The 25,514-nt window shown below is 66.5% G+C and carries 24 protein-coding genes; 10 read left to right on the forward strand and 14 right to left on the reverse strand.

Annotation, left to right across the window (positions count from 1 at the left end):
- Positions 1 to 8: 8 nt before the first annotated feature.
- A complete protein-coding gene (gene pafA / locus ACWEFV_RS14075) occupies positions 9 to 1,367 on the reverse strand; it encodes a Pup--protein ligase (RefSeq protein WP_135455556.1) in 1,359 nt (452 codons plus the stop codon).
- 146 nt (positions 1,368 to 1,513) lie between these two features.
- Here pafA and ACWEFV_RS14080 point away from each other — a divergent pair, with 146 nt between their 5' ends.
- Positions 1,514 to 2,194 carry a suppressor of fused domain protein gene (locus tag ACWEFV_RS14080; RefSeq protein WP_450070597.1) on the forward strand — a complete coding sequence of 227 codons (681 nt, stop codon included), beginning with the start codon at positions 1,514 to 1,516 and terminating at the stop codon, positions 2,192 to 2,194.
- A 14-nt stretch (positions 2,195 to 2,208) separates the two neighbouring features.
- Here ACWEFV_RS14080 and ACWEFV_RS14085 read toward each other — a convergent pair whose 3' ends face one another.
- A complete protein-coding gene (locus tag ACWEFV_RS14085; RefSeq protein WP_450070598.1) occupies positions 2,209 to 2,868 on the reverse strand; it encodes a TetR/AcrR family transcriptional regulator in 660 nt (219 codons plus the stop codon).
- 80 nt (positions 2,869 to 2,948) lie between these two features.
- Between ACWEFV_RS14085 and ACWEFV_RS14090 the strand changes: the two genes are divergently transcribed.
- Positions 2,949 to 3,401 (forward strand): hypothetical protein, encoded by a 453-nt coding sequence (locus tag ACWEFV_RS14090; protein WP_450070599.1) that lies wholly within the window; start codon positions 2,949 to 2,951, stop codon positions 3,399 to 3,401.
- 22 nt (positions 3,402 to 3,423) lie between these two features.
- On the opposite strand, the gene ACWEFV_RS14095 is transcribed toward ACWEFV_RS14090, so the two are convergent.
- Positions 3,424 to 4,938, reverse strand: coding sequence for a PucR family transcriptional regulator (locus tag ACWEFV_RS14095; protein WP_450070787.1), 1,515 nt, complete (start codon positions 4,936 to 4,938; stop codon positions 3,424 to 3,426).
- A gap of 176 nt (positions 4,939 to 5,114) precedes the next feature.
- Between ACWEFV_RS14095 and ACWEFV_RS14100 the strand changes: the two genes are divergently transcribed.
- The 4 genes from ACWEFV_RS14100 (at position 5,115) to ACWEFV_RS14115 (ending at position 11,202) form a co-directional block, all read left to right on the forward strand.
- On the forward strand, positions 5,115 to 5,966 hold the full coding sequence (locus tag ACWEFV_RS14100) for a universal stress protein (protein ID WP_450070600.1): 852 nt from the start codon (positions 5,115 to 5,117) through the stop codon (positions 5,964 to 5,966).
- Positions 5,959 to 7,500: an APC family permease gene (locus ACWEFV_RS14105; RefSeq protein ID WP_450070601.1), complete on the forward strand. Its 1,542-nt coding sequence runs from the start codon at positions 5,959 to 5,961 to the stop codon at positions 7,498 to 7,500. The genes ACWEFV_RS14100 and ACWEFV_RS14105 overlap by 8 nt, the downstream gene beginning before the upstream one ends.
- Before the next feature lie 102 nt (positions 7,501 to 7,602).
- A complete protein-coding gene (locus ACWEFV_RS14110; protein ID WP_450070602.1) occupies positions 7,603 to 8,472 on the forward strand; it encodes a DUF559 domain-containing protein in 870 nt (289 codons plus the stop codon).
- 135 nt (positions 8,473 to 8,607) lie between these two features.
- On the forward strand, positions 8,608 to 11,202 hold the full coding sequence (locus ACWEFV_RS14115) for an NAD-glutamate dehydrogenase domain-containing protein (RefSeq protein ID WP_450070603.1): 2,595 nt from the start codon (positions 8,608 to 8,610) through the stop codon (positions 11,200 to 11,202).
- Here ACWEFV_RS14115 and ACWEFV_RS14120 read toward each other — a convergent pair.
- Both ACWEFV_RS14120 and ACWEFV_RS14125 read right to left on the reverse strand, forming a co-directional pair.
- Positions 11,168 to 12,199: an agmatine deiminase family protein gene (locus ACWEFV_RS14120; RefSeq protein WP_450070604.1), complete on the reverse strand. Its 1,032-nt coding sequence runs from the start codon at positions 12,197 to 12,199 to the stop codon at positions 11,168 to 11,170. The genes ACWEFV_RS14115 and ACWEFV_RS14120 overlap by 35 nt on opposite strands.
- On the reverse strand, positions 12,196 to 13,188 hold the full coding sequence (locus tag ACWEFV_RS14125; RefSeq protein ID WP_450070605.1) for a nitrilase-related carbon-nitrogen hydrolase: 993 nt from the start codon (positions 13,186 to 13,188) through the stop codon (positions 12,196 to 12,198). Before ACWEFV_RS14125 ends, ACWEFV_RS14120 begins: the two co-directional genes overlap by 4 nt.
- Before the next feature lie 81 nt (positions 13,189 to 13,269).
- Here ACWEFV_RS14125 and ACWEFV_RS14130 point away from each other — a divergent pair, with 81 nt between their 5' ends.
- Both ACWEFV_RS14130 and ACWEFV_RS14135 read left to right on the forward strand, forming a co-directional pair.
- Positions 13,270 to 13,893 carry a TetR/AcrR family transcriptional regulator C-terminal domain-containing protein gene (locus ACWEFV_RS14130; RefSeq protein WP_450070606.1) on the forward strand — a complete coding sequence of 208 codons (624 nt, stop codon included), beginning with the start codon at positions 13,270 to 13,272 and terminating at the stop codon, positions 13,891 to 13,893.
- Between the two features lie 107 nt (positions 13,894 to 14,000).
- A complete protein-coding gene (locus ACWEFV_RS14135) occupies positions 14,001 to 15,125 on the forward strand; it encodes a baeRF11 domain-containing protein (RefSeq protein ID WP_450070607.1) in 1,125 nt (374 codons plus the stop codon).
- A 12-nt stretch (positions 15,126 to 15,137) separates the two neighbouring features.
- Here the strand turns inward: ACWEFV_RS14135 and prcA are convergent, their stop codons facing one another.
- The 9 genes from prcA to ACWEFV_RS14180 all read right to left on the reverse strand — a co-directional run bounded on the left by prcA (position 15,138) and on the right by ACWEFV_RS14180 (position 23,235).
- Complete coding sequence (gene prcA / locus ACWEFV_RS14140; RefSeq protein ID WP_450070608.1) at positions 15,138 to 15,887, reverse strand: proteasome subunit alpha; 750 nt, start codon at positions 15,885 to 15,887, stop codon at positions 15,138 to 15,140.
- Positions 15,888 to 16,685 (reverse strand): proteasome subunit beta, encoded by a 798-nt coding sequence (gene prcB / locus ACWEFV_RS14145; protein WP_450070609.1) that lies wholly within the window; start codon positions 16,683 to 16,685, stop codon positions 15,888 to 15,890.
- 62 nt (positions 16,686 to 16,747) lie between these two features.
- Complete coding sequence (locus ACWEFV_RS14150; protein ID WP_003880265.1) at positions 16,748 to 16,942, reverse strand: ubiquitin-like protein Pup; 195 nt, start codon at positions 16,940 to 16,942, stop codon at positions 16,748 to 16,750.
- 105 nt (positions 16,943 to 17,047) lie between these two features.
- Complete coding sequence (gene dop / locus ACWEFV_RS14155) at positions 17,048 to 18,556, reverse strand: depupylase/deamidase Dop (protein WP_135455580.1); 1,509 nt, start codon at positions 18,554 to 18,556, stop codon at positions 17,048 to 17,050.
- 9 nt (positions 18,557 to 18,565) lie between these two features.
- Positions 18,566 to 19,486 carry an ectoine hydroxylase gene (thpD, locus tag ACWEFV_RS14160; protein ID WP_450070610.1) on the reverse strand — a complete coding sequence of 307 codons (921 nt, stop codon included), beginning with the start codon at positions 19,484 to 19,486 and terminating at the stop codon, positions 18,566 to 18,568.
- Complete coding sequence (locus ACWEFV_RS14165) at positions 19,483 to 19,875, reverse strand: ectoine synthase (protein ID WP_450070611.1); 393 nt, start codon at positions 19,873 to 19,875, stop codon at positions 19,483 to 19,485. Before ACWEFV_RS14165 ends, thpD begins: the two co-directional genes overlap by 4 nt.
- 13 nt (positions 19,876 to 19,888) lie before the next feature.
- Positions 19,889 to 21,175 carry a diaminobutyrate--2-oxoglutarate transaminase gene (gene ectB / locus ACWEFV_RS14170; RefSeq protein WP_135455584.1) on the reverse strand — a complete coding sequence of 429 codons (1,287 nt, stop codon included), beginning with the start codon at positions 21,173 to 21,175 and terminating at the stop codon, positions 19,889 to 19,891.
- A gap of 47 nt (positions 21,176 to 21,222) precedes the next feature.
- On the reverse strand, positions 21,223 to 21,768 hold the full coding sequence (gene ectA, locus ACWEFV_RS14175) for a diaminobutyrate acetyltransferase (RefSeq protein ID WP_135455587.1): 546 nt from the start codon (positions 21,766 to 21,768) through the stop codon (positions 21,223 to 21,225).
- Between the two features lie 516 nt (positions 21,769 to 22,284).
- Positions 22,285 to 23,235: a DMT family transporter gene (locus ACWEFV_RS14180; RefSeq protein ID WP_450070612.1), complete on the reverse strand. Its 951-nt coding sequence runs from the start codon at positions 23,233 to 23,235 to the stop codon at positions 22,285 to 22,287.
- A gap of 73 nt (positions 23,236 to 23,308) precedes the next feature.
- On the opposite strand from ACWEFV_RS14180, the gene ACWEFV_RS14185 reads away from it, so the two are divergent.
- Positions 23,309 to 24,211 carry a LysR family transcriptional regulator gene (locus ACWEFV_RS14185; protein ID WP_450070613.1) on the forward strand — a complete coding sequence of 301 codons (903 nt, stop codon included), beginning with the start codon at positions 23,309 to 23,311 and terminating at the stop codon, positions 24,209 to 24,211.
- A 151-nt stretch (positions 24,212 to 24,362) separates the two neighbouring features.
- On the forward strand, positions 24,363 to 25,511 hold the full coding sequence (locus ACWEFV_RS14190; RefSeq protein ID WP_450070614.1) for a hypothetical protein: 1,149 nt from the start codon (positions 24,363 to 24,365) through the stop codon (positions 25,509 to 25,511).
- Positions 25,512 to 25,514: the final 3 nt, after the last annotated feature.

Here is a 25,514-nt window from a genome sequence, read left to right on the forward strand (position 1 = left end):
CTTAGAGCTCACATGCTGGCGATCAGGCGCTTGACTCGCTCATCAACCGACCGGAACGGGTCCTTGCACAGCACGGTGCGCTGGGCCTGGTCATTGAGCTTGAGGTGCACCCAGTCGACGGTGAAGTCCCGCCCCGCTTCCTGTGCCGCGCTGATGAACTCGCCGCGCAGCTTGGCCCGGGTGGTCTGCGGCGGGGTGTTGACCGCGGCGTCGATCTCCTCGTCGGTGGTGATCCGGGCGGCCAGACCCTTGCGCTGCAACAGGTCGAACACCCCGCGACCACGCTTGATGTCGTGGTAGGCGAGGTCGAGCTGGCTGATCTTCGGGTCGGACAGCTCCATGCTGTAGCGGTCCTGGTAGCGCTGGAACAGCTTGCGCTTGATCACCCAGTCGATCTCGGTGTCGACCTTCGCGAAATCCTGGCTCTCGACCGCGTCAAGCTGGCGGCCCCACAGGTCGACCACCTGCTCGATCTGGGTGCTCGGTTCGCGGGTCTGCAGGTACTCGACGGCCCGGCTGTAGTACTCGCGCTGGATGTCCAGGGCGCTGGCCTGCCGGCCGCCGGCCAGCCGCACCGGACGCCGCCCGGTGAGGTCGTGGCTGACCTCGCGGATGGCGCGGATCGGGTTGTCCAAGGAGAAATCACGGAACGGGACGCCGGCCTCGATCATCTCCAGCACCAGCGAGGCGGTGCCCACCTTGAGCATCGTGGTGGCCTCACACATGTTGGAGTCACCGACGATGACGTGCAAACGGCGGTACTTCTCGGCGTCGGCGTGCGGCTCGTCGCGGGTGTTGATGATCGGACGTGACCGCGTCGTGGCGCTGGAGACGCCCTCCCAGATGTGCTCGGCGCGCTGGCTCAGGCAGAAGGTGGCGGCCTTCGGCGTCTGCAGCACCTTGCCCGCACCGCAGATGAGCTGGCGGGTGACGAGGAACGGCAGCAGCACGTCGGAGATCCGGGAGAACTCCCCGGCCCGCACGATCAGATAGTTCTCGTGGCAGCCGTAGGAGTTGCCCGCCGAGTCGGTGTTGTTTTTGAACAGGTAGATGTCACCGCCGATGCCCTCGTCGGCCAGCCGTTGCTCGGCATCGATCAGCAGGTCCTCCAGGACGCGCTCACCGGCGCGGTCGTGGGTGACCAGCTGGGTCAGGTTGTCGCATTCGGCGGTCGCGTACTCGGGGTGGCTGCCGACGTCGAGATACAACCGCGCGCCATTACGAAGGAACACGTTGGAACTGCGGCCCCACGACACCACCCGCCGGAACAGATAGCGGGCAACCTCGTCGGGGCTGAGCCGACGATGGCCATGGAAGGTGCAGGTCACACCGAATTCCGTCTCGATGCCCATGATTCGTCGCTGCACGCTAACGAGCTTACGGGGTGGTTCACCGCAACGGTGGACAAGCGCGCGCTGACGGTGCGGCAAAATCTGGACATCGTGGCCGTCACACTCGTCGGCACGACGCCCGTCGGTCCCGGATCGGGCGGACCCGGAGAGTTGGGAGAGCCATGGGCCTGTTCGGCCGGAAGCACAAGGACAGCGCCGCGGAGCAGCCGGCGGCTGACGTCGCCGCGGGCGACGACGACAGCGCACCTGGCTGGGACGCGATCACCGCGGCGTTCGACACGCTCTATCCGGATCAGCCCGAGCCGCTGCACATGGCCGCCCTCATCAAGTGGTGCTTCGGGGGCCCGGACCCGCTCGACGGCATCAGCATCTACCGGAGCCCGGAGGCCCTGCACTTCGTCACGTACGGGTTCTCCGACCTCTACGCCAAGGAATCCACCGATCCGGCGTACAGCGGCTTCGGCATCGAGCTGACGCTGAAGCTGAAGCTCGCACCCGGGGCCAACGAGGACGAGGAGATGCGGACCGCCTGCGTCAACCTGCAGGGCTTGGCACGCTACGTGTTCGAGTCGGGCAAGGTCTTCCAGCCGGGCGAGTACGTCTACACGGGCCAGGAGGCCGGCATCGACACCGGGCACCGGTCGGCGCTCACCGGCTTCCTGACCACCCTCGACGCGGCCGGTGAGATCGATACCCCGCATGGCCGGGTCACGTTCGTTCAGCTCGTCGGCGCCACCGACGCCGAGCTGCGCGCGATCGTCGACAAGCGGTACACCGCCGGGCAGATGCTCGAGCTGATCGGTAGCGACATCACCGATCTCGGGCGCGCCAGCGTGGTGTGAGGTTCCGAAAGCCCCTAGGCACCGGACGCCAGCGAGCCGTCGGGCAATCCGAGGATGCGCTCGATCGCCTGTAGGTACGCGCCGATCACACGTTGTGCGCGGGGTCCGCTGACGTCGATCCCGGGTGATTCGTGCTGCTCGACCGCGACGGCGAAGGCATCGGCGAGCACGCCGTCCAGGCCCGCGATGAACATCGCGGCCTCGTGCGGGAACCCGACGTGGAACACGCCTTCGTCGCAGCCCTGGCGGATGACGGCTTCGAGCATGGGCACCGAGGTGCGCATCGACTGCTTGGCCAGCTTTTGACGGAACAGCGCGTTCTCGTCCCGCCACAGGTTCATGAGGGTTGTCACGACCTCCGGGTTTTCGGCCTTCCAGGCTGACGACGCACCGAAGTAGGCGTGGAGCTTGGCGACGGCGTCGAGGCTGTCGTCGGCGATCACGGCTTGCAAGGGCAGCGACGCACTTTCCGCCATCGCGTCGACGATTCCTTCCAGGAGCGCCTGTTTCGAACCGAAGTAGTGATAGAGCGCGCCCTTGGACATCTGCACCTTGGACAGCACGTCCTCGATGGTCATGCGTTCATAGCCCTTGTCATGCATGAGCTCCAGAGCGGCATCGAGGATCTCGCGCCGCCGGGCTGCGTACTCCTCCGGTTTGACCCGACGGGCCACGAACACCTCCCATTGACGACTGCTCGGGTCGAGCCTAACCTAAAAATAGACCGTCCGTCGGTTTATCGATTGGAGTAGTGATGTCACAGGCCACCCCCGAAGCCCGACGCCGCACCCGGGCGTTCGCCCGCGTCCTGGGCCCGTTCGTCGCGGCCGCGACCGCGATCATCGCGATTCGCCTGCCCGACCTCACCGGGCTGCTAGGCGGACTGTTCGACAACGCGGTCCTGCCCTGGATCCTCGGTGCGGCGATGTTGATGATGGGCCTGATCGTGATCGCGTTCCACCAGTACTGGTACAGCGTGACGGCGGCGCTCATCTCGCTGTTCGGCTGGTTCGTGGCGCTGCGCGGACTGGCGATGATGGCGATTCCGTCGGCGATCGACTCCGGGGCGAACGCGACGGTCACCAGCCCGGGTCTGCAATTGGTCGCGCGGATCTTCTTCCTGCTCCTGACCGCGATGGGCTTGTGTTTGACCTACGTCGGCTGGCGTCGCGAGCCGGCGCCGGACGAAGCGGCGGTCACCGTCTGAGCACGCGGCCGCAGTGGCGCGGTCAGCCGCGCGCCAAGATCGCCAACAGCAGCTCGGCCCGCACCCGCGCCACCCCGAGATCACAGCCCAGCAGCCCCTCGGCGATCTCGATCCGCTTGCGCATCGTGTGCCGGTGCACGCCGATGGCCGCCGCGGCGGCCTCCCACTGGCCGTTGGCCTCCAGGAACGCCCGCAGTGCCGCCATCAACCCGGATCCGTGCTGCGCGTCGTGGTCCGCCACCGGAGTCAGTACCGCCGCCCCGAGCGCCATCAGTACCTCCCGGCTGGGCCCGGAGGACAACAGTGCGCTGCCCGCCAGATCGGCGAATTCCAATGGATAACAGCCGCGTTCGGCCACCGATGCGGCCAGCCGGGCATCGTCGACGGCCTGTATCAACCGCGCCAACGGCCGCATCCCGCTGAGCCCGCTGCGGCTCGACTTGCGCACCGAACGGTCCAGCCCGCTCAGCAGACCGGCCGCGCTCTCAACCGTCGCCGTGCCCGGCAGCAACACGGTCAGCCGGCGATCGGCACCGTGCACGAACACCGGATGTCCGGCCGCCTCCAGCTCGCGCACCACCGCGGCCCGCGCCCGGCTCCGGTGACTCGCGGACTTCGTTTCTCCGTCGAAGTCGACGATCAGGACCCGAATCCGGCCCTCGACATCGGCGACCGGCGCCAGCTGCGCATACACCGGATCCAGGTCGTGTTCGCCGGCCAACAACAGCCCCAGCGCCTGTTCATTGAGCAGCCGCTGCACCTCCTGCAACCGGGCCGGCTTCTCAAAATCCAAGGCCAGCAACGATGTTGCGTGCCCGAACAGAACCTGGTCGACCGGACTAAGGGCACCGGGGCCGACCACCGCGAGTACACCGTGCGAACGGCCGCCGACCCGGATGTCCTGTTGGGCCACGGTGGTGCCATCGGACAGCACGCGGACGCCTGACGCGGCTCCCGGTTCGATCGAGTCGCGTACCAGGTTGACCGTCGTGACGCTGAGGTTGCTCGGGTGCGATGCGATCACCGTCCCGGTCGGATCCAGCACCACCACGGCGGCCTTCAACGCGCGGCCCAGTTCGGCCGCGACACCGCGCGGACCGTCGCTCACCACCGCCCGGGTGATCCGCGGCTGCGCCCGGGAAGCACGCAGCACGGCGTCATACTCGAGCGCGGCAATGCGCGAACCGACCCGCTGCACGACTGCCGCGAACGGCGTCCGAAGCGGGACCTCGATCAGCGCCAACCCGAGCTCATCGGCGGCTGCCACCACTTCTTCCGGAACCGCATCGAACGTCAAGCCGATTCCGAAACCCACTGCAGTGACGCCACTTTCGGCGAGCAGCTGCAGGTAACGTCGGCGACCTCGAGCGCTTGCGGGCAGGCTGATGCCGGTGGTCAGCACCAACTCGCCACCAGAGAGCCATTCGGCCGGATTCGCCAGTTCGGTGGTCAGCACCAGGTTCACCTCGCGCCCGACACCGGCCGCGCCCGCGAGCAGACGCAGATGCAGATCCGACTGCTCGATCACCCACGACACCGGGACCGCCACCCACAGGAATGTACAGAGTGTCGAAAACCTGCACTGAGAATCTCCATATTGTCGGATGATCTGCGATGTGTTACGCGACACACTTGGCCCGCCAGAGACCTGATGAAATTCACAAGAGATGGACGGTGCGGGATGTCGGCTGGACAGCTGCGGAGGACTAGTCGATGAGTAGCCCACGAATCGCCGTCGCCTACATCGCCACACCGGGAGGCGACGACGCCGTCGCAGTCGGGGAACAGATCGCCCGCACCCTGAGCGCGGCCCTTGACCTGTGCATGGTCCTGCCCAGTGACCGCTCGGCGCTGGCCCCCACCCCCGGCGACGTGCTGCACCGGGAAGCCGACGGCTGGCTGGCTGCGGCCGCGGCGCGGGTGCGCAACGACGTGCCGGTGACCACCCACCTGAGCTACGACGAGTCCAGCACCATGGGCCTGATCGCGGTGGCCGAGAACCTGGGCGCCGATGCGCTGGTGGTCGGTGGAGCCGGCGGCGGGATGGCCGGTCCTCTGTCACTCGGCTCGGTGGTCAACGACCTGGTGCATGCCTCCCCCGTACCGGTGGTGATCGCACCGCGCGGCGCCCGATTGCAGCGCAACGAGCGGATTCGGGAGGTCACCTGCGCCATCGGCACCCGGCCCGGAGCCACCCAGTTGCTCAACACCGCCTTGCGGTTCTGCCGGGCCACCGAGACGCCCCTTCGCCTGGTCTCGCTGGTCGCCGTGGATGACGCCCGCCGGCTGGACGCCGCCCAGCAGCACGCTCAGCGCGCCCTGGACCAAGCGAAGGACTTTCTTCCGGACGATGTTCCGGTCTCCTCACAGGTGGCCACCGGCCCGACCGTCGAGGAGGCGGTCGACAAACTGGGCTGGCGTGACGACGACGTGATCATGGTTGGTTCGAGCCGGCTGGCCCAGCCGCGCCGGCTGTTCCTCGGGTCGACTGCGGCGAAGATGCTGCGTGTTCTGCGGGTCCCGATGTTTGTGGTACCTAAAGATGAAGGGGCAGAGCATGTCTGAGCAACTGGCCAGCACCGAACTGGAACGGGCCGAGCGCGAGGAGGGCCTGGTCGCCAAAGGCCTGGCGCCGGGGCGGATCGGCACCTTCACCGGCGCGATCCTCGGCATCTCGACGGTGGCGCCGGGCTACACCCTGACCGCCAGCATCGGGCTCATCGTCGCGGCGGTCGGGCTCAAGATGCCCGCCATCCTGATCGCCGGCTTCATCCCGATGTTCCTGACCGCCTACGCCTACCGTGAACTGAACTCCCGGGCTCCCGACTGCGGCGCGTCGTTCACCTGGTCCACCAAAGCATTCGGGCCGTACGTCGGCTGGATGTGCGGGTGGGGCATGGTGATCGCCACCATCATCGTGCTGTCCAACCTGGCCTCGATCGGCGTCCTCTTCGGCTACGAGTTCCTGGGCAAGGTGCTGCACAACGACACGCTCGCGATGCTCCCTGCCGACAATGTCGGCGTCAACATCGTTTCGACGGTCGCGCTACTCGCCATCGCCACCTTCATCTCCTGCCGCGGCATCACCACCAGCGAGAAGGTGCAGTATGTGCTGGTCGGATTCCAGATGACGGTCCTCCTGACGTTCGCGGTCGTCGCCATCGTGCGGTCCGGCGGCGCCGAGGGGCATTTGAGTTTCGACATCCAATGGTTCGACCCGTTCACCGGACTCACGATGAGTGCCTTCGTCATTGGGCTGATCGGCTCGATCTTCGCCTTCTGGGGCTGGGACACCTGCCTGACGCTGGGCGAGGAGAGCAAGGACCCCACCAAGGTGCCCGGCCGCGCCGGATTGCTGTGTGTCCTGTCCATCCTGCTGACCTACCTTCTGGTGGCGGTCGCGGTGATGATGTACGCCGGGGTCGGCGACACCGGGCTGGGACTGGGCAACGAGGAGATCGCGGAGAACGTGTTCGGGGCGCTGGCCTATCCGGTGCTGGGTGACTGGGGCGGGCCACTGCTGCTGCTGGCGGTGTTCGCATCGTCGATCGCCAGCCTGCAGACGACCGTTCTCCCGGCCGCCCGCACCATGCTGGCGATGGGCGCCTACGGCGCCTTCCCCAAGCGGTTCGCCAGCGTCAACCCACGATCCCTGTCACCGGTGTTCAGCACCGTGGTCGCCGGTGTGGTGACCGCCTGCTTCTACACGGTCGTGACACTGCTTTCCGAGCGGACACTGCTGGATACCATTGCCGCCCTTGGCATCATGATCTGCTGGTACTACGGCATCACCGCGTTCGCCTGCGTGTGGTTCTTCCGCAAAGAACTGTTCCTCAGCCCGAGGAACATCATCTACAAGCTGGTTTTCCCGGCGGTCGGCGGCATCATGCTGCTGTCGGTTTTCGTCAAGTCGGTTCTGGTGAGCATGGACCCGGAGGCCAGCGGCAGCGGCGCGTCGATCGGCGGCGTCGGCCTGGTGTTCTACCTCGGCTTCGGCATTCTGCTGCTCGGTGCCGTCCTGATGCTCGTCCTGCGTTTCGTCCAGCCGGCATTCTTCCGGGGCGAAACCCTGACCATGGACACGCCCCCGATCCCCTGAGCCTGGGGTGATTTGTGCACGATTTTCCGCGCCTGCCGCGGACAATCGTGCACAAATCACAGTCGGTGGAACCGAAGCGGCGGCGCGGACGTCCGATTCAGTGTGCTCGATGACTACCTTCGCAATCACGATGGCGTGATCACCCGGGCACAAGCCCTGTCCGCCGGCCTCAGCGACGACGCCATCAGCCGTCGCGTTCGTTCGGGCCACTGGCTGCGTTGCGCACCCGGGGTGTTCTTCGTCGACGATCGTCCATTCACCGATTCAGCACGGGTGCGCAGCGCGGTGTGGTCGTACGGGCCATCTGCCACCGCCAGCGGACTGGCCGCCGCATGGTGGCACGGCGTCACGCGCTACCCGCCGAAGAGCGTCGAAGTGACCGTGCCCAGGGTGAGCAATCACCGCAAGCGCGACGGGATCCGCGTCCGACGCCGCGATCTGCCCGGCTCCGACATCATCGAACGCAATGGACTCCGCGTAACCGCACTTCCACTTTCGGTCGTCGAAGCCGCGACCCGCCGCGGGGGTGGCGCCAAGCTGATGGATGCGGCATTGCAGCGGCACGTCGAGCTGAAACAACTATGGGATGCGCATCTGCGCAACAAGGGCCGGCACGGGTCGCCCGCCGCCCGGATACTACTGCTCTCCGCAGCAGACGGCGCCCGCTCCGAAGCCGAACGCCTGCTGGTGAAACTATTGCGTCGCAACAAGATCACCGGATGGAAGGCCAACTGTCCGGTCGCGGGATACCAGGTCGACGTTGTCTTTCCGGCGGCGAGGCTTGCCATCGAAGTCGACGGCTGGGCTTTCCACAGCAACGCTGACGACTTCGTGAACGACCGGAACCGGCAGAACATCATCTCGCTGCACGGATATCAGATCTTGCGGTTCACCTGGCTCGATCTGACGGAATATCCCGATCGGGTCCTGGCCGAGATCCGGAATGCCTTGCGGCTTCGACACTCTGCCTGAGTGATTTGTGCACGATTTTCCGCGCCAGGCGCGGAAAATCGTGCACAAATCACTAGACAATATGGCGCCGCGAACGTCACCATCATCGCCAGTATGTCGATGGCCGTTCGGCCCGCCATGGCCGAGACTCGGCCTGTGGAAAACCCTTCTGCCCGAGTGTCTTTTGCCGCCGACGAAGCCGGCACCCACGCCGAGGTGCAGTGGACCGGATCCCCGCCGCTGCTCGCCGAGGTCTGCGCCATGTTCGAACACTTCGGCTTGCGTGTCGCCTCCTATCGGGCCAGCGACGCCGGACACCACTACGAATTCGGCGGTCTCGACCTGCCGACATCCACGCTCGATCTGATCGCACGGGCCTACGAAGCCGCGATCGCCGGACGCTGGCAGGTCGACCGATACGCCGCGCTCATTCCGTCAGCCGGAATCGATTGGCGCCGGGTAGTTCTGATCCGGGCGGCCACCCGATTCATCCGGCAGACCGGGTTGGGTTTCTCGTCCGACTACATCATCGACTCGCTGGTCGCCGCACCGGATTTCGTCAACGCGCTGCTGGTGCTGTTCGATGCCCGCTTCAACCCCGACCGCACCGACCGCACCGACCGCGCCGACGCCGCCCAAGCAGATCTCGACGTGGCGGCCCTGGTGGACGCCGCGACCTCGCTCGACGACGAGCGTATTCGCCGCACGCTGCACAGCTTCGTGCGGGCGACCTTGCGTACCAACTGGTTCCAGCTCGGACCAGATGGCCAGGCCAAGGACTACCTGTCCTTCAAGATCGATTCGGCCCAGCTGGCCGACACCGGCCCGGTGGTCCCCTACCGCGAAATCTACGTGTGCTCCGACACCGTCGAGGGCATACACCTGCGCAGCGGCGCCATCGCCCGAGGTGGGCTGCGCTGGTCGAATCGCCCTGAGGACTTCCGCACCGAGGTGCTCGGCCTGATGAAGACGCAGGCCGTGAAGAACGCCCCCATCGTGCCGGCCGGCGCCAAAGGCGCGTTCGTGCTCCGCAACGCCGATATCGCCCCCGCCGACGGCTACCGCACATTCATCCGCGGGCTGCTCGACGTCACCGACAACATCGTCGATGGTGCGGTCCGTCATCCGGACCGGACGGTGTGCCCCGACGGCACGGACGCCTACCTGGTCGTCGCTGCCGACAAGGGCACCGCGAAGTTCTCCGACCTGGCCAATTCCATTGCCGCCGAGTACGGCTTCTGGCTCGGAGATGCTTTCGCCTCGGGCGGTTCGGCCGGCTACGACCACAAAGCGATGGGCATCACCGCACGCGGTGCGTGGCTCTCGGTACGGCGGCATTTCGCCGAAGCCGGCCACGACCTCGATGTCGATCCGTTCACAGTCGCCGGTATCGGCGACATGTCCGGTGACGTGTTCGGCAACGGAATGTTGCTGTCCCACAACATCAAACTCGTCGCGGCGTTCGACCATCGGCACATCTTCGTCGATCCCGACCCGGACCCCAAGGTGTCCTTCAACGAGCGCACACGGCTGTTCGGTCTGCCCGCATCGAGCTGGCAGGACTACGACTCGACGCTGATCTCGGCCGGTGGTGGGGTGTGGCCCCGCACTGCCAAGTCGATACCGCTGTCACCGCAGGCACGGACCGCGCTGGGCATCGAAGCGGCCGAGTGCACCCCGGACGACTTGATCTCGGCGGTGCTGCGCGCCCCAGTCGACCTGCTGTGGAACGGCGGCGTCGGCACATACGTCAGGTCCGACGGGGAATCCGACTCCGACGCCCGGGACAAGGCAAACGACCGCGTTCGGGTGACGGCATCGCAGCTGCGCTGCAAGGTGATCGGCGAAGGCGGCAACCTCGGACTCACCCAGCAGGCGCGGATCGGATTCGCCCTGAACGGTGGCCGGGTCAACGCCGACTTCATCGACAACGCGGCCGGTGTCGCGACCTCAGACCTCGAGGTCAACATCAAAATCGCCCTGGATTCCGGCAACATCGATACTGCACAACGCAATACGCTGCTCTCCGACGCCACCGAGGACGTCGCCGCGCGGGTGCTGGCCGACAACGCCGAGGCGATCCTGGCAATCAGCATGGCCGCCGCCGAAGCCGATTCGCTGCTGGACCGGCACATCAGGTTGATCGGCAATCTGCGGGACGAAGCGGGCGTCGACCCCCAAGTCGAGGGGCTGCCTGCCGGGCCGGAACTGGCACGCCGTCGCACCATGGGACTGGGACTCACCCGACCTGAGATCGCGGTGCTGCTGGCCCAATCCAAGAATCTGGTGGCACAGGAGTTGCTTGCCTCCGACATTCCGGACCAGGAGGTGTTCGCGCACCGCCTCGGGGACTACTTCCCCGCTGGGATCGCCCAGCATGCCCGCGCCGAGATCAGCCGCCATCCGTTGCGCCGTGAGATCGTCGCGACCTCGGTGGCCGGCGAGCTGATCAACCGGGTCGGCCCCGGCACCATCTACCGCATGCAGGAGCGGTTGGCGGTGACCACGCCGCAGGTGGCGCAGGCCTACGCCACGGTGCGCGACATCCTCGATCTGGACGCGCTGTGGGCGGCGGAACTGGCCGGCAGCAGCGATGAGGGGCAGCGCATCCAGGCGTTGCTGCAGGTACGCGAGCTGGTCGAGCACCTGACGTCCTGGGTGCTGCGCAACGGGACCGGCAACCGCGCCCGGGTGAGCGCGGCGATCGGCCGGCTGATCACCGCTGGAGAGCGGCAGGCTGATGTTGGGTGATGCAATGAATGCCGCCGCCGCGCTCGAATAGCGGGCGGGCATCGACGCTGAGCACACGGCGGCCCGGATACTGTTCGGCGAGGATCGCCGCCGCGTCGGCGTCCCGCGGATCACCGAAGGCACAGGCGATCACCCCGCCGTTGACCACCAGGTGGTTGATGTAGCTGTAGTCGACGAAGCCGTCGGCGTCGGTCAACTGGTCCGGCGCCGGTAGCTCCACGATCTCCCACGGCCGTCCTGTGCTGTCGTGGGACTGCTCGATCGATGCGCGGATTTCCTTGCACACCACGTGATCCGGATGCTCCTCGGCGCCCTGCGCATGCAGCAGCAGCCGGCCGGGCGACGTTATCGCGGCCACGATGTCGACATGGCCGCGAGTGCCGAAGCGCTGCGAGTCACGGGTCAACCCGCGCGGCAGCCACACCGCGTGATCGGCACCGATGGTTCGGGCCAGCTCGGCCTCGACGTCCGCCTTGGTGGCGCCGGGGTTGCGACCGGGGTCCAGTTGCACGGTCTCGGTGACCAGGACGGTTCCCAGCCCGTCGACCTGGATGCCGCCCCCTTCGTTCACCAGATTCGAGTCGACCACCGGCACTCCGGACCAATCAGCCACGGCCGCAGCGATTTTCGAGTCACGATCCCAGCGTGCCCAATCCTGTGCGCCCCAGCCGTTGAACACCCAGTCCACCGCGGCCACCGAACCGTCCTCGGCGTGCACGAAGGTGGGGCCGATGTCGCGCATCCACGCGTCGTTCAACGGAGCCTCGACGATGTCGACAGCTGCGGATAGATAGCGTCGGGCCGCGGCCATTTCGGCGGGATCCACCACCATTGTCACGGGCTCGAACTCCAACACCGCGTGCGCCACCGCCGCCCAGGTGGTGCGCGCTTCGTGGTGTTCGGCTTCGGAGTCGCCCAGCGAATAGCCGGCGGACGGGAAGGCCATCCACACGCGATCCTGAGGTGCACTCTCCGCCGGCATCCGGTGAGTGGTCATTTCACCACTGCCGTGGCTGCGTGGCCGGCTCCGTACGGGTGCGCCACATCGACCGGCGCGGTCAGCGCGGCATAGGTGTCGGGCCGCCGGGTGAGCAGAAACGGGAACAGCTCCAGCCAGTCCCGGCGCTGATCCAGATCCAGGTCGGCGACCAGCACGGCTTCTTCGTCGCGAGGTGCCTGCACCAGCACCCGGCCGAACGGGTCGGAGATGAACGACGAACCGTAGAAGGTGACCTTGCCCTCGTCACCGATCCGGTTGGGCACCACCATGAACAGCCCGCTGCTGATGCCGTTGGCGACGATCACGTGCTGCCACAGCGGCTGGGTGTCGAAGGCCGGGAACACCGGCTCCGAACCGATCGCCGTCGGGTAGACCACGATCTCGGCGCCGCCGAGTGAGTAGCTGCGCGCCACTTCGGGGAACCACTCGTCCCAGCAGGTCGGCAGGCCGACACGGGCACCCAGGCCCTCTGGGTTGTACACGGGATAGGGGTCACCGTCGGCGGACGGCCCCGGACCCGGACGGAAATAGGTGTCTTCGTAGTAGCCGGCCGAGATCGGGATGTGCAGCTTGCGGGTATATCCGGCCAACTCCCCCGACGGGGTCACCAGGATCGCCGTATTGAAGCCCAATCCGTCTTCGGCCGGTGCTTTTTGGTACAGCGAAGCATGCACGAAGACGCCGTTCGCGCGGGCGGCCTCGGCGGCGAGGGCAAAGGTCGGGCCTCCGGTGAGATCCTCGGCGGACTCGCCGGGATTCTGTCCGGCCGGGGTGTCCGCGGGGTATCGCAGCAGGGTGATCTCCGGCAGGCAGACCAGCGCGGCACCGGCGCCGGCCGCCCGATCGATACCGTCCCGTAGCACCCTGACCAGCTCCGTCGCGTCGGGCCGCCACCGATGCTGCACCAGCCCCACCCGCAGCGGAGGGCGCGTCGACTCGGCGCTTCGGGACAGCGACTCGGGCGCGGTGGCGGTCAGGGTGATCATCGGTCGACTCCTAAAACGAATGGTGTTCGTTTTATTGTGACCCCGCTTACAGCGGTTGTAAAGAGGTAGTAGAAATGTGCCATGGGACGCCCGCCGGTACCGCTGCTCTCCCCCGACCGCATCACCAGTGCGGCAATGGATTTGGTGAACTCAACCGGCGGATTCAGCGTCCCCCGACTCGCCCGGGCGCTGAAGGTCCGGCCGTCCTCGCTCTACAACCACGTCGCCGGACGCGAACAGATCGTCGAACTGCTACGTGAGCGGGCCATGTCCGAAGTCACCCTCCCCGACGACGACCCGGCCCGCCCCTGGACCGAGGTGGTCGCCGACATCATGCGGTCCTACCGGCAGAGCTACGCCCGCTATCCGCGACTCATCCCGCTGCTCACCGCACACGCGGTGAACAGCGAACATGCCCTGACCATGTACAACACCCTGGCCCTCACCTTCAGCCGCGCCGGGTTCGACCCGGCCGACACGCTGCGCGCCATCACCCTGATCGACTCATTCGTGCTGGGCTCGGCCCTGGATGTCGCCGCTCCCGACGAACCCTGGAGCACCGGCGCCGAGGTGGGCCCGGAACTGACCGCCGCCCTGGCCAGCGGCAGCGCCAAGCCCGCCCGCGCCGACGACGCCTTCGAATTCGGCATCGCGGTACTGCTGAGCGGACTGACGGTTGTGAAAGCAGACGCCGACCGGGATTGAGGCCGCGGTCGACGCGCTGCGCGATGCCACCTTCTGGGACTTTTTACCCTGGTCAGCAGCGATCACCGGCATAAGGTTGGCAGCACAGTCCGCACGAAGGAGTGGTGATGACCCGCTACGAACTGCCCGATGTTGCCGACCTGATCCGCCTTGGCGAGCCTCATGAGCACGCCATCACGGTGTACGCGGAAACCGCACCGGGACCCGACGAGCGGGAAAAGAGCCTGCTGACCGCGAAGAGCGCAGTCGACCGGGCCCTGCGCACGATCCGCGAGTCCGGGGCACGGCATGCCGTCGAGGAACAGTTGCGGTCGCGCTGGACCGAGATCGCCGAATCGGACCTGTGGCTGAGCCTTTCCGGATCGGTGGCCATCTTCATCGCCGACGACTTCCACGAGGTCTACGTGCTGCCCAACGCTCTGGAGAGCCAATCGCAGGTGGGCAGTTATTTCGACATCGGCCAGCTGGTGCGGGCAGTCACCACGCCGCAGGAGGCCTACGCCCTGACCCTGTCGGCCGACGGCTGGAACCTGTGGCAGGCCACCGCGAGCACGCGGGCCAACGAGTTGGAGCTCACCGGCGAGTACGCGGCCGACGTTGCCGACGCGACCCATCGCGCCACCGTGCGGGACCGGGGCCATGTACGCCGCCTGGTCGGCGACGAAGGCAAGAAGGTGTTGCTCGAGAAGTACGCCAAGCGGGTCGCCGAGGCGGTGGACGCCGAACTGGGTCAGCTCGATCCGTCATCGAACCGGCCGCTGTACCTGTTCGCGACCGACCCGCTGCTCGATATGTACCGCGGGCTCGACCACAAACGCCGGATCGTGGCGGTGCCCGGTGCTGCCGACGAGCTGCGGCCCGATCAGATCGACGGTGCCATCCGCGAGTCGCTGCCCGCCCTGAATGCCGAACAGGCCAACGCGTGGGTCGAGGAGCTCGGCAACGACGTCAGCAAGGGGCTGGTGGCCACCGACCTGGGCGACATCGCCCGCGCCGCGGCGGCCGGGGCGGTGGACACGCTCGTGTACAACTTCACCGTCGACGTGCTCGGCCGGATCGAGTCCGGCACCGGAGCTCTGCAGTACGACGACGCCGGCTACGACGTGCTGTCCCGCATCGCAGTGACGGTCCTCGACCACCGCGGTGAAACCTATGCCGTAAGGCCTCACGAGATCACCGCCGGCGTGTGGAACCAGACCGCAGTCGCGAAACTACGGTTCGCCCTGGGATGACGGCCCGCACACCTACTTTGCTGACTTCTTCGGCTTTTCCGACGACTCTTCGGCCGGCTTCGCTTCGGGCAGAAGGGCTTCCAGCGCTGCCCCGGTGATCCGGCGGAACGCCCGGCGAGGACGGTTGGCGTCCAGGACCGCCACCTCGAGGGTGGCCGGGCCCAGCGCGCGCGGCTCGGAACCGTTGCCGCTCGCGCTCAGCGCTTCGACGGCGATCTTGACCGCTGCGGCCAGATCGGCGTTCTCCGCGTACGAGTTGTTCAGCGCGGTGATGATCGGCTCGGTGGTACCGCCCATCACGACGAAGTGCGGCTCGTCGGCGATCGACCCGTCATAGGTGATGCGGTACAGCTCAGGCGACTTCGTCTCGCCGTAGTGCGCCACCTCGGCGACGCACAGCTCGACCTCGTACGGCTTGGCCTGCTCGGTGAAGATCGTGCCGAGTGTCTGCGCGTAGACATTGGCCAGCTGCCGGCCGGTCACGTCTCGACGGTCGTAGGCGTAGCCGCGGGTGTCTGCGAACTGGATACCGCCGCGCCGCAGGTTGTCGAACTCGTTGAACCGGCCCACGGCGGCGAAACCGACCCGGTCGTAGAGCTCGCTGACCTTCTGCAGCGACCGCGACGGGTTCTCCGCCACGAACAGCACGCCGCTGTCGTAGGCCAGCGTCACAACGCTGCGACCTCGGGCGATGCCCTTGCGCGCCAGTTCGGAGCGCTCACGCATCGCCTGCTCAGGCGAGATGAAATACGGGAAACTCATTTACCCCTCACCGCCCGTCCGGGTCCGGCGCGCGATGACCTCGCGAGCCAGCTCGGCGATGCGTTCCTCGGCGATCTCCGCCGCCCCCTCGGCACCGATGGTCACCGCGGTCGGATAGATGCCACGAACCAGGTCGGGCCCACCGGTGGCGGAGTCGTCGTCGGCCGCGTCGTAGAGCGACTCGATGGCCACCTGCAGTGCCGAATCCGCATCCACCACGTGCGGGTAGAGCTTCTTGATCGACGACTTGGCGAAGATCGAGCCGGAGCCCACCGACTGGTAGCCCTCTTCCTCGATGTTCCAGCCGCCCGCGGCATCAAAGGACACGATGCGGCCCGCTTTCTCGGCATCGGCGGCATCGACGTCGTAACCCACCAGGAGTGGGAGCGCCACGAAACCCTGCAGTGCCGCACCGAGATTGCCACGCACCATGATGGCCAGCCGGTTGACCTTCCCGCGGAAGGTCAGGGCGACGCCTTCGAGCTTCTCGTAGTGCTCCAGTTCCACGGCATAGAGGCGGGCGAACTCGACGGCGATGGCCGCGGTACCCGCGATGCCGGTCGCCGTGTAGTCGTCGGTGATGTACACCTTCTGCACGTCGCGCCCGGCAATCATGTTGCCCTGGGTGGAGCGGCGGTCACCCGCGATCAGCACCCCGCCGGGGTACTTGATCGCGACGATGGTCGTCCCGTGCGGCACCGCGTTGGTCGGGTTGATGGCGCCATCGGCGACACGGTTGACCGGCAACAGTTCGGGAGCCTGACGACGCAGCAGTTCAGAGAACGACGACAGGTCCATGGCTACAGAAGGGATACCGGTATGGGGCTTGGGCAAAGACGAAGACAGATTTTCGTGCCAGGTCACTGGCCGCCCTTTTGGACGTACGCGCGCACGAAGTCTTCTGCGTTCTCTTCCAGCACGTCGTCGATCTCATCGAGCAGATCGTCGGTCTCCTCGGCCAGCTTCTCGCGACGCTCCTGGCCGGCGGCAGATGCACCCGGGAGGTCGTCATCCTCGCCGCCGCCACCGCCACGCTTGGTCTGCTCTTGAGCCATCGCTGCCTCCTGCAATTGTCATCGGCTGGGCTAACCGCCCAACCGGTCCTTCCACAGTACCGGTCGGCACCCGGATTGCCCGGGATAGCTCACCGCCGGAAACGGTCAGTTCGTGAGTTGCTCGACGAGTTCGGCGGCGCTGTCCACAGAGTCCAGCAGGGCGCCGACGTGCGCTTTGCTGCCGCGCAACGGCTCCAGCGTCGGAATCCGGACGAGCGAATCGCCGCCGAGATCGAAGATCACCGAGTCCCAGCTGGCCGCGGCGATGTCGGAACCGAACCGGCGAAGGCATTCGCCACGGAAGTACGCGCGGGTGTCGGTCGGCGGGTTGTCGACCGCGTCGATCACCTGCTGTTCGGTGACCAGGCGCTTCATCGAACCGCGTGCCACCAGCCGGTTGTACAGGCCCTTGTCCAGCCGGACGTCGGAGTACTGCAGGTCGACCAGGTGAAGCCGCGGCGCCTGCCAGCTGAGGTTCTCGCGCTGACGGAACCCCTCCAGCAACCGCAGCTTGGCCGGCCAGTCCAGGATCTCGGCGCATTCCATCGGATCGCGTTCCAGCAGGTCCAACACATGGGCCCAGGTCTCGACGACGTGGGAGGCTCGTGGGTCGGGGTCCCTGATGTCGACCAGTTTGGCCACCCGGTCCAGATAGACCCGTTGCATCGCCAGGGCGGTCATCTCACGGCCGTCGGCCAGCGCAACGGTGGCCCGCAGCGACGGATCGCGGCTGATCACGTGCACCGCGTGCACCGGTCGGGCCAGCGCGAGATCGGACAGGTCCAGCCCGTACTGCGGGCCCTCCTCGATCAGATCGAGCACCAGCGAGCTCGTCCCGACCTTGAGGTAGGTCGACGTCTCGGCCAGGTTGGCATCGCCGATGATGACGTGCAGCCGCCGGTACTTGTCGGCGTCGGCGTGCGGCTCGTCGCGGGTGTTGATGATGCCGCGCTTGAGCGTGGTCTCCAGGCCGACCTCGACCTCGATGTAGTCGGCCCGCTGGGACAGCTGGAAGCCGGGATCGTCACCCGACGGACCGATGCCGACCCGGCCCGAGCCGGTCACCACCTGCCGGGACACCAGGAACGGCGTGAACCCTGCGATCACCGCGGAGAACGGTGTCTGACGGCTCATCAGGTAGTTCTCGTGCGACCCGTAGGACGCGCCCTTGCCGTCCACGTTGTTCTTGTAGAGCTGCAGCTTGACCGCCCCGGGCACGCTCGCCACGTGGCGGGCCGCGGCCTCCATCACACGTTCACCGGCCTTGTCCCAGATCACCGCGTCCATCGGATCGGTGCACTCAGGCGCCGAGTACTCCGGGTGGGCGTGGTCCACATACAGCCGGGCACCGTTGGTGAGGATCATGTTGGCCGCGCCGACCTCGTCGGCATCGACGATCGGAGCCGGCCCGGAGGCCCGGGACAGATCGAACCCGCGGGCGTCGCGCAGCGGGCTTTCGACCTCGTAATCCCACCTGGTGCGCTTCCCGCGCTGGATGCCGGCGGCAGCCGCGTATGCCAGCACCGCCTGTGTCGAGGTCAGGATCGGATTGGCGGTCGGATCGGACGGCGATGAGATGCCGTATTCGACCTCTGTTCCGATGATCCGTTGCATGTGGCCAGCCTAGGTGACGGCCTGTGTGCCGCGGGCCGCCAGGTATTCGGGCCGCGGCCGCGGGGCGGCGAACGGGTCGGTCAGCGCGTTGTCGACCGAGTTGAACACCAGGAAGACGTTCGAGCGCGGCAGTGGGGTGATGTTGGATCCCGAGCCGTGCAGCAGATTCGCGTCGAACCACAGTGCGGTACCGGGCGGGCCGGTGAACTGGTGGATGTCATGGGCGTCGACAGCCTTGGTCAACGTCGTCTGATCGGGCACACCGACGTTCTGCGCCACCAGTGAGGTGTCGTGGTTGTCCTCGGGCGTGGCGCCGACGCACGGATAGAACGTCTGATGCGATCCGGGGATCACCATCAGCGACCCGTTGTAGGGGAAATTCTCGGTCAGGGCGATCGAACACGAGACGGCGCGGATCGCCGGCATGCCGTCCTCGGCGTGCCAGGTCTCGAAGTCCGAATGCCAGTAGAACCCCGTCCCGGTGAACCCGGGCATGAGGTTGATCCTGGCCTGGTGGATGTACACGTCGCCGCCGAGCAACTGCTGAGCGACCGGCAGCACGGTGTCCAGCCGGACCACCTGGGCCACCAGATCGCTCAGCAGATGCGGTTCGAAGATCGACCGGATCGTGCCGCCCGGCTCACGGATCACCCGCGGGTCGTCCTTGTCCAGATCCGCTGCCACCCGGTCGATTTCGTGCCGCAGCAGCGGCAGCCAATCGTCGGACACCGTCTCGGGCGCGACCAGGTAGCCGTACTCGGAGAAGCCGTCGAGATGATGCTGGCTCAGCGGCCCATCGGCCGCTGTGCCCCACACCACCGGCTCGTGGCGCGGTATCGGCTCGATCGCGTGCTCGAGCCGTGTCGGGTAGCGATCCTCGACAACCGTGCTCCCACGCGATACGCCTTCGGCGGTCCGCTGTGCCGTCATGCGACCGACTGCGGCGCCGGGTATACGCCGTTCTCGTCGTGCACCTCCCGCCCCGTCACCGGGGGGTTGAACACGCACAGCATCCGGAGCTGCTCGTCGCACGTAACGCGGTGGCGGTCATGGTTGTTGAGGAGATACATGCTGCCGTCAGCGAGCGGGTACTGCTGCCCGGTCTCCAGATCCGTCAGCGTGCCGGTCCCCTCGATCACCCAGACCGCCTCGACGTGATGCTGATAGTGGAACTCGTTGACCGACCCCGCCTCGATGGTGGTCTCGTGGAACGAGAAACCGACACCGTCGCCGGCAAGGATGATGCGCTTGGATCGCCAGCTGCCGTCGGCGACGTCACGGTCCGTACCGGTGATCTCAGCTGTGGTGCGAACAATCATGTTTCAAGCCTCCTCAGGCCAGCGTGACTGCGACGGACTCGGCGAGAATGTCGAGTCCCTCGGACAATTCGGTCGGAAGAGTGGTCAGCGGCGGCAGCAGTTTGACCACTTCGTCGGACGGTCCGCTGGTTTCCATCAGCGCACCGCGGTCGAAGGCGGCCCGGCAGACCTTTCCGGCCAGGTCAGGCTCGTCGAACTTGATCCCCTGGGCCATTCCGCGGCCACGAGCGCTCAGCCCGTCGTGGGCAGCGGCGATCTCCTCCAGACGCGCCCGGATCAGCTCACCCTTGGCGGCGGTGTCGACGCTGAATTGGTCATTCTCCCAATATGTCTCGATCGCGGCCGTGGCGGTGATGAAGGCCGGATTGTGACCGCGGAAGGTGCCGTTGTGCTCCCCCGGCGTCCACATGTCGAGCTCGCGGCGGAACAGTGTGAGCGCCATCGGCAGGCCGTAACCACTGACCGACTTCGAGATCGTCACGATATCGGGCACGATGCCGGCGGCCTCGAAGCTGAAGAACGGCCCGGTGCGGCCACACCCCATCTGGACATCGTCGACGATCAACAGGATGTCGCGTTTGCGGCACAACTCGGCCAGGGCCTGCAGCCATTCGATCCGCGCGACGTTGAGACCGCCTTCGCCCTGGACGGTTTCGACGATCACCGCGGCCGGCCGGTTGAGTCCGCTGCCCGAATCGTCGAGCACGCGCTCGAACCAGTGGAAGTCCTCGGTGACCCCGCCGAAATAGTTGTCATAGGGCATCGGCGTGGCGTGCACCAGCGGGATGCCTGCCCCGGCCCGCTTCATCGAGTTGCCGGTGACCGACAGCGCGCCCAGTGTCATGCCGTGAAATGCGTTGGTAAAGCTGATAACCGACTCGCGTCCGGTGACCTTCCTGGCCAGTTTCAGGGCCGACTCCACCGAGTTGGCCCCGGTCGGCCCGGGGAACTGCACCTTGTAGTCGAGCCCGCGCGGCCGCAGGATCAGCCGCTCGAAGCTCTCCAGGAACCGTTGTTTGGCCGCGGTGGCCATGTCCAGCGAGTGCACGATCCCGTCGGAGACAAGGTATTCCAGCAACGGTTCCTTCAGAGCGGCGTTGTTGTGGCCGTAGTTCAGCGCCCCCGCTCCGGCGAAGAAGTCGATGTAGGTACGCCCCGAGGTGTCGGTCACCCAGGAGCCAGCGGCGCTGTTCATGACGGTGGGCCAGCCGCGGCAATAGCTACGGACCTCTGACTCGACCGAGCTGAACACGTCGGGAAGGTCAGATTCGGACAACGGCGCTGTCGTAGCGAGCAGCAAGGGATAATCCTTCCAATCAATTCAAAATGGTTATCAGATAACTGATTTCAGCGAGAAAGCGGTGTGGCGATGGGCCCCATCCGCAGAATCGGCTCGTCCTCGTGCGCTCCGTCGGCGTCGAGGAGATCGCAACCGAAATGTGGGTCCTCGACGAGCGGGACACCGTGCCGGCGGGCGAACGCACCGAAGAATGCGCGTGAGGCGGTGTTGCCGGGTGAGACCGTGGCCTCCACGGTGACCGGGCGCCCGCCGCGCTGCGTCCGCACCCGGTGAACGAGGGCGTCGAGCATCGTGCTGGCCAACCCTCCGCCCTGCGCCGACGGCGCCACGGCGACCTGCCACACAAACAGGACGTCCGGTCGTGGCGGCGGGTGGTAACCCGTGATGAATCCGTGCAGGTCACCGTCACGTTCGGCCACGATTGACGTGGCAGCAAAATCGGTTGCCAGCAACAGATAGGCGTAGGTGGAATTCAGATCGAGCACCCCAGTGGCTTCCACAAGGCCGCGGATGCCAATCGCATCGGTACCCCGCGGAGGGCGCAGGAATTCTTCCCGGGAATGGCGTCCCGGAACGCTTTCTAAAACACGCATATCGAGTTAAAAGTCACCACCGAACTTCTCAGCGAACATCGTCAGTTTCAGGCCATCGGTGCCCTCGACGTAAGCACACCGCTCTGCCCGGATCAAGCTCCGACACCGCCCGAGGAGCGACAATTCGTCTCCGATCACCCCACTTGACCTGCAATAACTCCGCCAATCGTCAATCTCAGGAAAGTGTTAGCGCCGTTATCCAATCGTTACATTGGTGCGCGGGTACCACCCTCGGAGTCACTAGCTATCCCGCCGCCACAGTTGTCTCGGCATGCCGAACGCCCCCATACACTGGTTTATCCGCCGAAACTCCGCGCCCAGAAATTCAAATCAAAATCTAATAATCGCGGCCGGGTTTCAACCCCATTAGGCGGTCGAATATGCTCGGAGGGTTTCCGTGAATCAACCCATCCAGCAAGCCAGCCGTATCGCGGTACGGGCAACACCACGCGATCCGTAGCCAGGATTCGACCGCTGCCGAAACCAGACGGGCACCATCCGCGGCGCACCCCGCTGTCACACGCCGAACAGGTCAACGTGGTCGCGGACGTCGCGGTCAGCCTGGCCGGGCGAGACGCCTACCTGGAGTTGGAGCGACGCTGACGCCGGCGGCGTCAGCACCATGCGCCCCCAGGTGGTTCCGGCGATCACCAGTGCGGCTCCGGCGATTCCGGCGCCGGTGACGCGATCGCCGGCCATGGCGATGCCGATGATGGCGGCCCACAGCGGTTCGGTACCCACCAGTAGGCTGACCCGGGCCGGACTGGTTGTGTTCAGCGCCCGCAACTGCACCAGGAAGGCAAACACCGTGCAGGCCAACACCAGATACCCGATGACGGCCCAGTCCGCCACCCCGTAGGCCGCGGTCGTCGCCACCACGGATTGCCCGGACGGCCCGCAGAGGGCGAGCGCCACACCGGCGACGGTGACCAGCTGGACCAAAGTGGTTCGGGCCGAGTCGATCTCACTTTTCTCTGACATCCGCGCCATGACGGTGACGTGCACCGCGCGCAGTAGCGCGGCGATCACGATCACGATGTCCCCCGCCCGCGGGGCGGTCAGGCCGCCGGACTGGGTCAGCAACACGCAGCCGACCACCGCGAGCGCCGCCGCGGAATAGAAGCGGGGCGCCACCCGATGGCGCTGGATCATGGGTGTGGCCACGATGGTCAACGCCATGATCAGTCCCGCATTCGATGCCGATGTCATGGTCACGCCGTAGGTTTCGGCAACACAGACCGCGGCCAGAAGGATCCCGCCGACCACACCCGAAGTCCCCTCGGCGCGGGTCAATCCCGTCAGCCGCCGGCACAGGACGGCGGCCAGCACCACTGTGGCGAGGGCGAACCGCACCGCCAGAAGGGCGAAAACCGTGTCGGGCGCGGCGATCTCTTTGGTGGCCAGATAGCTCGATCCCCACACCACAGCGACGGCAAGCAGACAGAGGTCGGTGGATCGTTGGGCCATACCCACCAGCGTGTTGCCCACCCAATAGTGCAGTCAAGCTAATCTTTTTTCACTATATATGTAGAATTACTTCATGGATGCGGGTCGCCTGCGGATGTTGCGTGAACTCGCCGACCACGGCACGGTCGCCGCAGTGGCTGAGGTGCTGTCCATGACACCCTCGGCCGTCTCCCAGCAGCTGAAGATCCTGCAACGCGAAGCCGGTGTGACATTGATCGAACCCGACGGCAGGCGGGTGCGCCTCACCGATGCCGGACAGGTGCTGGTCGGCCACGCCGATGCCGTGCTGGCGGCACTGGACTGCGCCCGGGCCGAGATGGACGCCTACCGCAGCACACCCCGCGGCACGGTCAGCGTGTCCTTCTTCCCCTCCGGGGCGGCAATGTTGCTGGCCCCGTTGATCATCCGGGCAGCCGAACACGGAGTCCAGGTGCTCGGGCGTGACATCGACGTGCCTGCGTCCCGGGCACCGGCCCAACTCGCCGACTTCGACGTCGTGGTAGTTCACCGCGACGAACGCGACGCGTCCTCGTGGGGTCCGCGATTCGAATCCACCGAACTGTTGCGGGAGCCCCTGGATGTCGTCCTGCCGCCCGGGCATCGCCTCGCCGGCCGCGCTCAAGTGCGGCTGGCCGACCTGGCCGACGAACCCTGGCTCGGTGTCGAAGGCGGATTGATGGTCGACGACGTGCTGAACTCGATCACGATACTGTCCGGCGTCCAGCCGCGAATAATCCAGCGGATCAACGACTTCCGCGTGGTCGAGGAGCTGGTCCACGCGGGCACCGGCATTGCCCTGATGCCCCGCTACGTGAGGCTCGCGCGCAAGTTGGTGCGATTGCCGATCATCGACATCTCGGTGGCCCGGCGGGTGGAGGCGGTCACCCGCTCGGGCGCGACCGCGCGGCCCGCGGTGGCCGTCGTACTCGACGAGCTGAGGGCGATCGCCGCGGAGGTCAGTTCGGCGCTCACGTGACATCCGCGCGCGGTGCGCCACGACACGCTGCCCCGGTAACTACGCCCGGTGCTTGCCGTACCGGTGATTGCTTGGTGCAGTAGTCGTGATGACGAACCTCGTGAGGCGCAACGCAACGCTGGTCGCGGCACCGGTGTGGCGGTGAGGAACCGTGGCGAGTTCACGATCCCCTGACCGCATCGAGGCCGAACGCTGGTTCCTGGCCAACGGGCTGCCCGCGGTGTTGCGCCCGGGAGCGCTGGTCCGTTCGGTGTGGGCGCGGTCGGCGCCGGCTCTGGCCGCCTACGCATGGGTGATGTTGAGTTCGGTGCTGGTGGTCGGCCTGACCGGCAAGCACACCATCGCCATCGACGGCACCCCGACGCGCACCGAGTGGTTCGTGCTGGCGGTACTGCTTCTGGTGCTGCCGACTGCCGCTCTGGTCGGGTGGGCGGTCTCGCTACTCCCGACCGGACGCGCGGCCGATGCGGCGTCGGCGGTGGCCTGCCTGGTGATCGTGGTGAGCGGATTCTACGGCGGACTGACTGCCCGGGACGGCGTGAACCTGATCATCGAACTGCTCGTCATCGCGGCTGTATTAGTCTGCACCGCAACAGGAATCGGATCGATCCTGGGTTTTGCAGCCCAAGTCACGACCTCCAATCTGGCGTCGGTCGGCAGCCTCTTCGTCCGGGCGCTGCCGGTAGTTCTGCTGACCGTGCTGGTGTTCTTCAACACCTACGTCTGGCTGATGGCATCCACCTTGAGCCGCACCCGTCTCTGGCTGGCTTTGATGTTCCTCTTCGCGGTCGCCACGGTGTTCCTGGTCTCCAGCACGCTGGAGCGGGTGCGGCCGATTCTGCGGCCCGGCGCCAAGGAACCCGAGGACGACGGGCGTCTTTCCGGTACGCCGTTCGCCGACATGCCCGACCGGCCACGGCGGGTCCGGCTGTCGAAGCCGGAACGGCTCAACGTGGTGTTTGCGCTCGTGCTCTCGCAGATCGTCCAGGTGCTCACCGTGGCGATCGTGACCGCGCTGATCTTCTTCGTCCTGGGACTGATCGTGCTCAGTCCCGAGCTTCTGGCCGCCTGGACCCGTAATGGATCACCCGACGGCCAGCTGCTGGGAATGACGTTCCCGGTACCCCAGGCGCTGATCCAGACCACCATGTTCCTGGCGGCGCTGACGTTCATGTACCTCAGCGCCCGGGCGGTATCCGACCCCGAGCAGCGGACCCGGTTCCTCGACCCGCTGCTCGATGATCTGCGACTCACACTGGTGGCCCGCGACCGCTACCGCACCCACACGGCGGAATCCTGACGC

The organism is Mycobacterium sp. NPDC004974 (assembly GCF_053600815.1).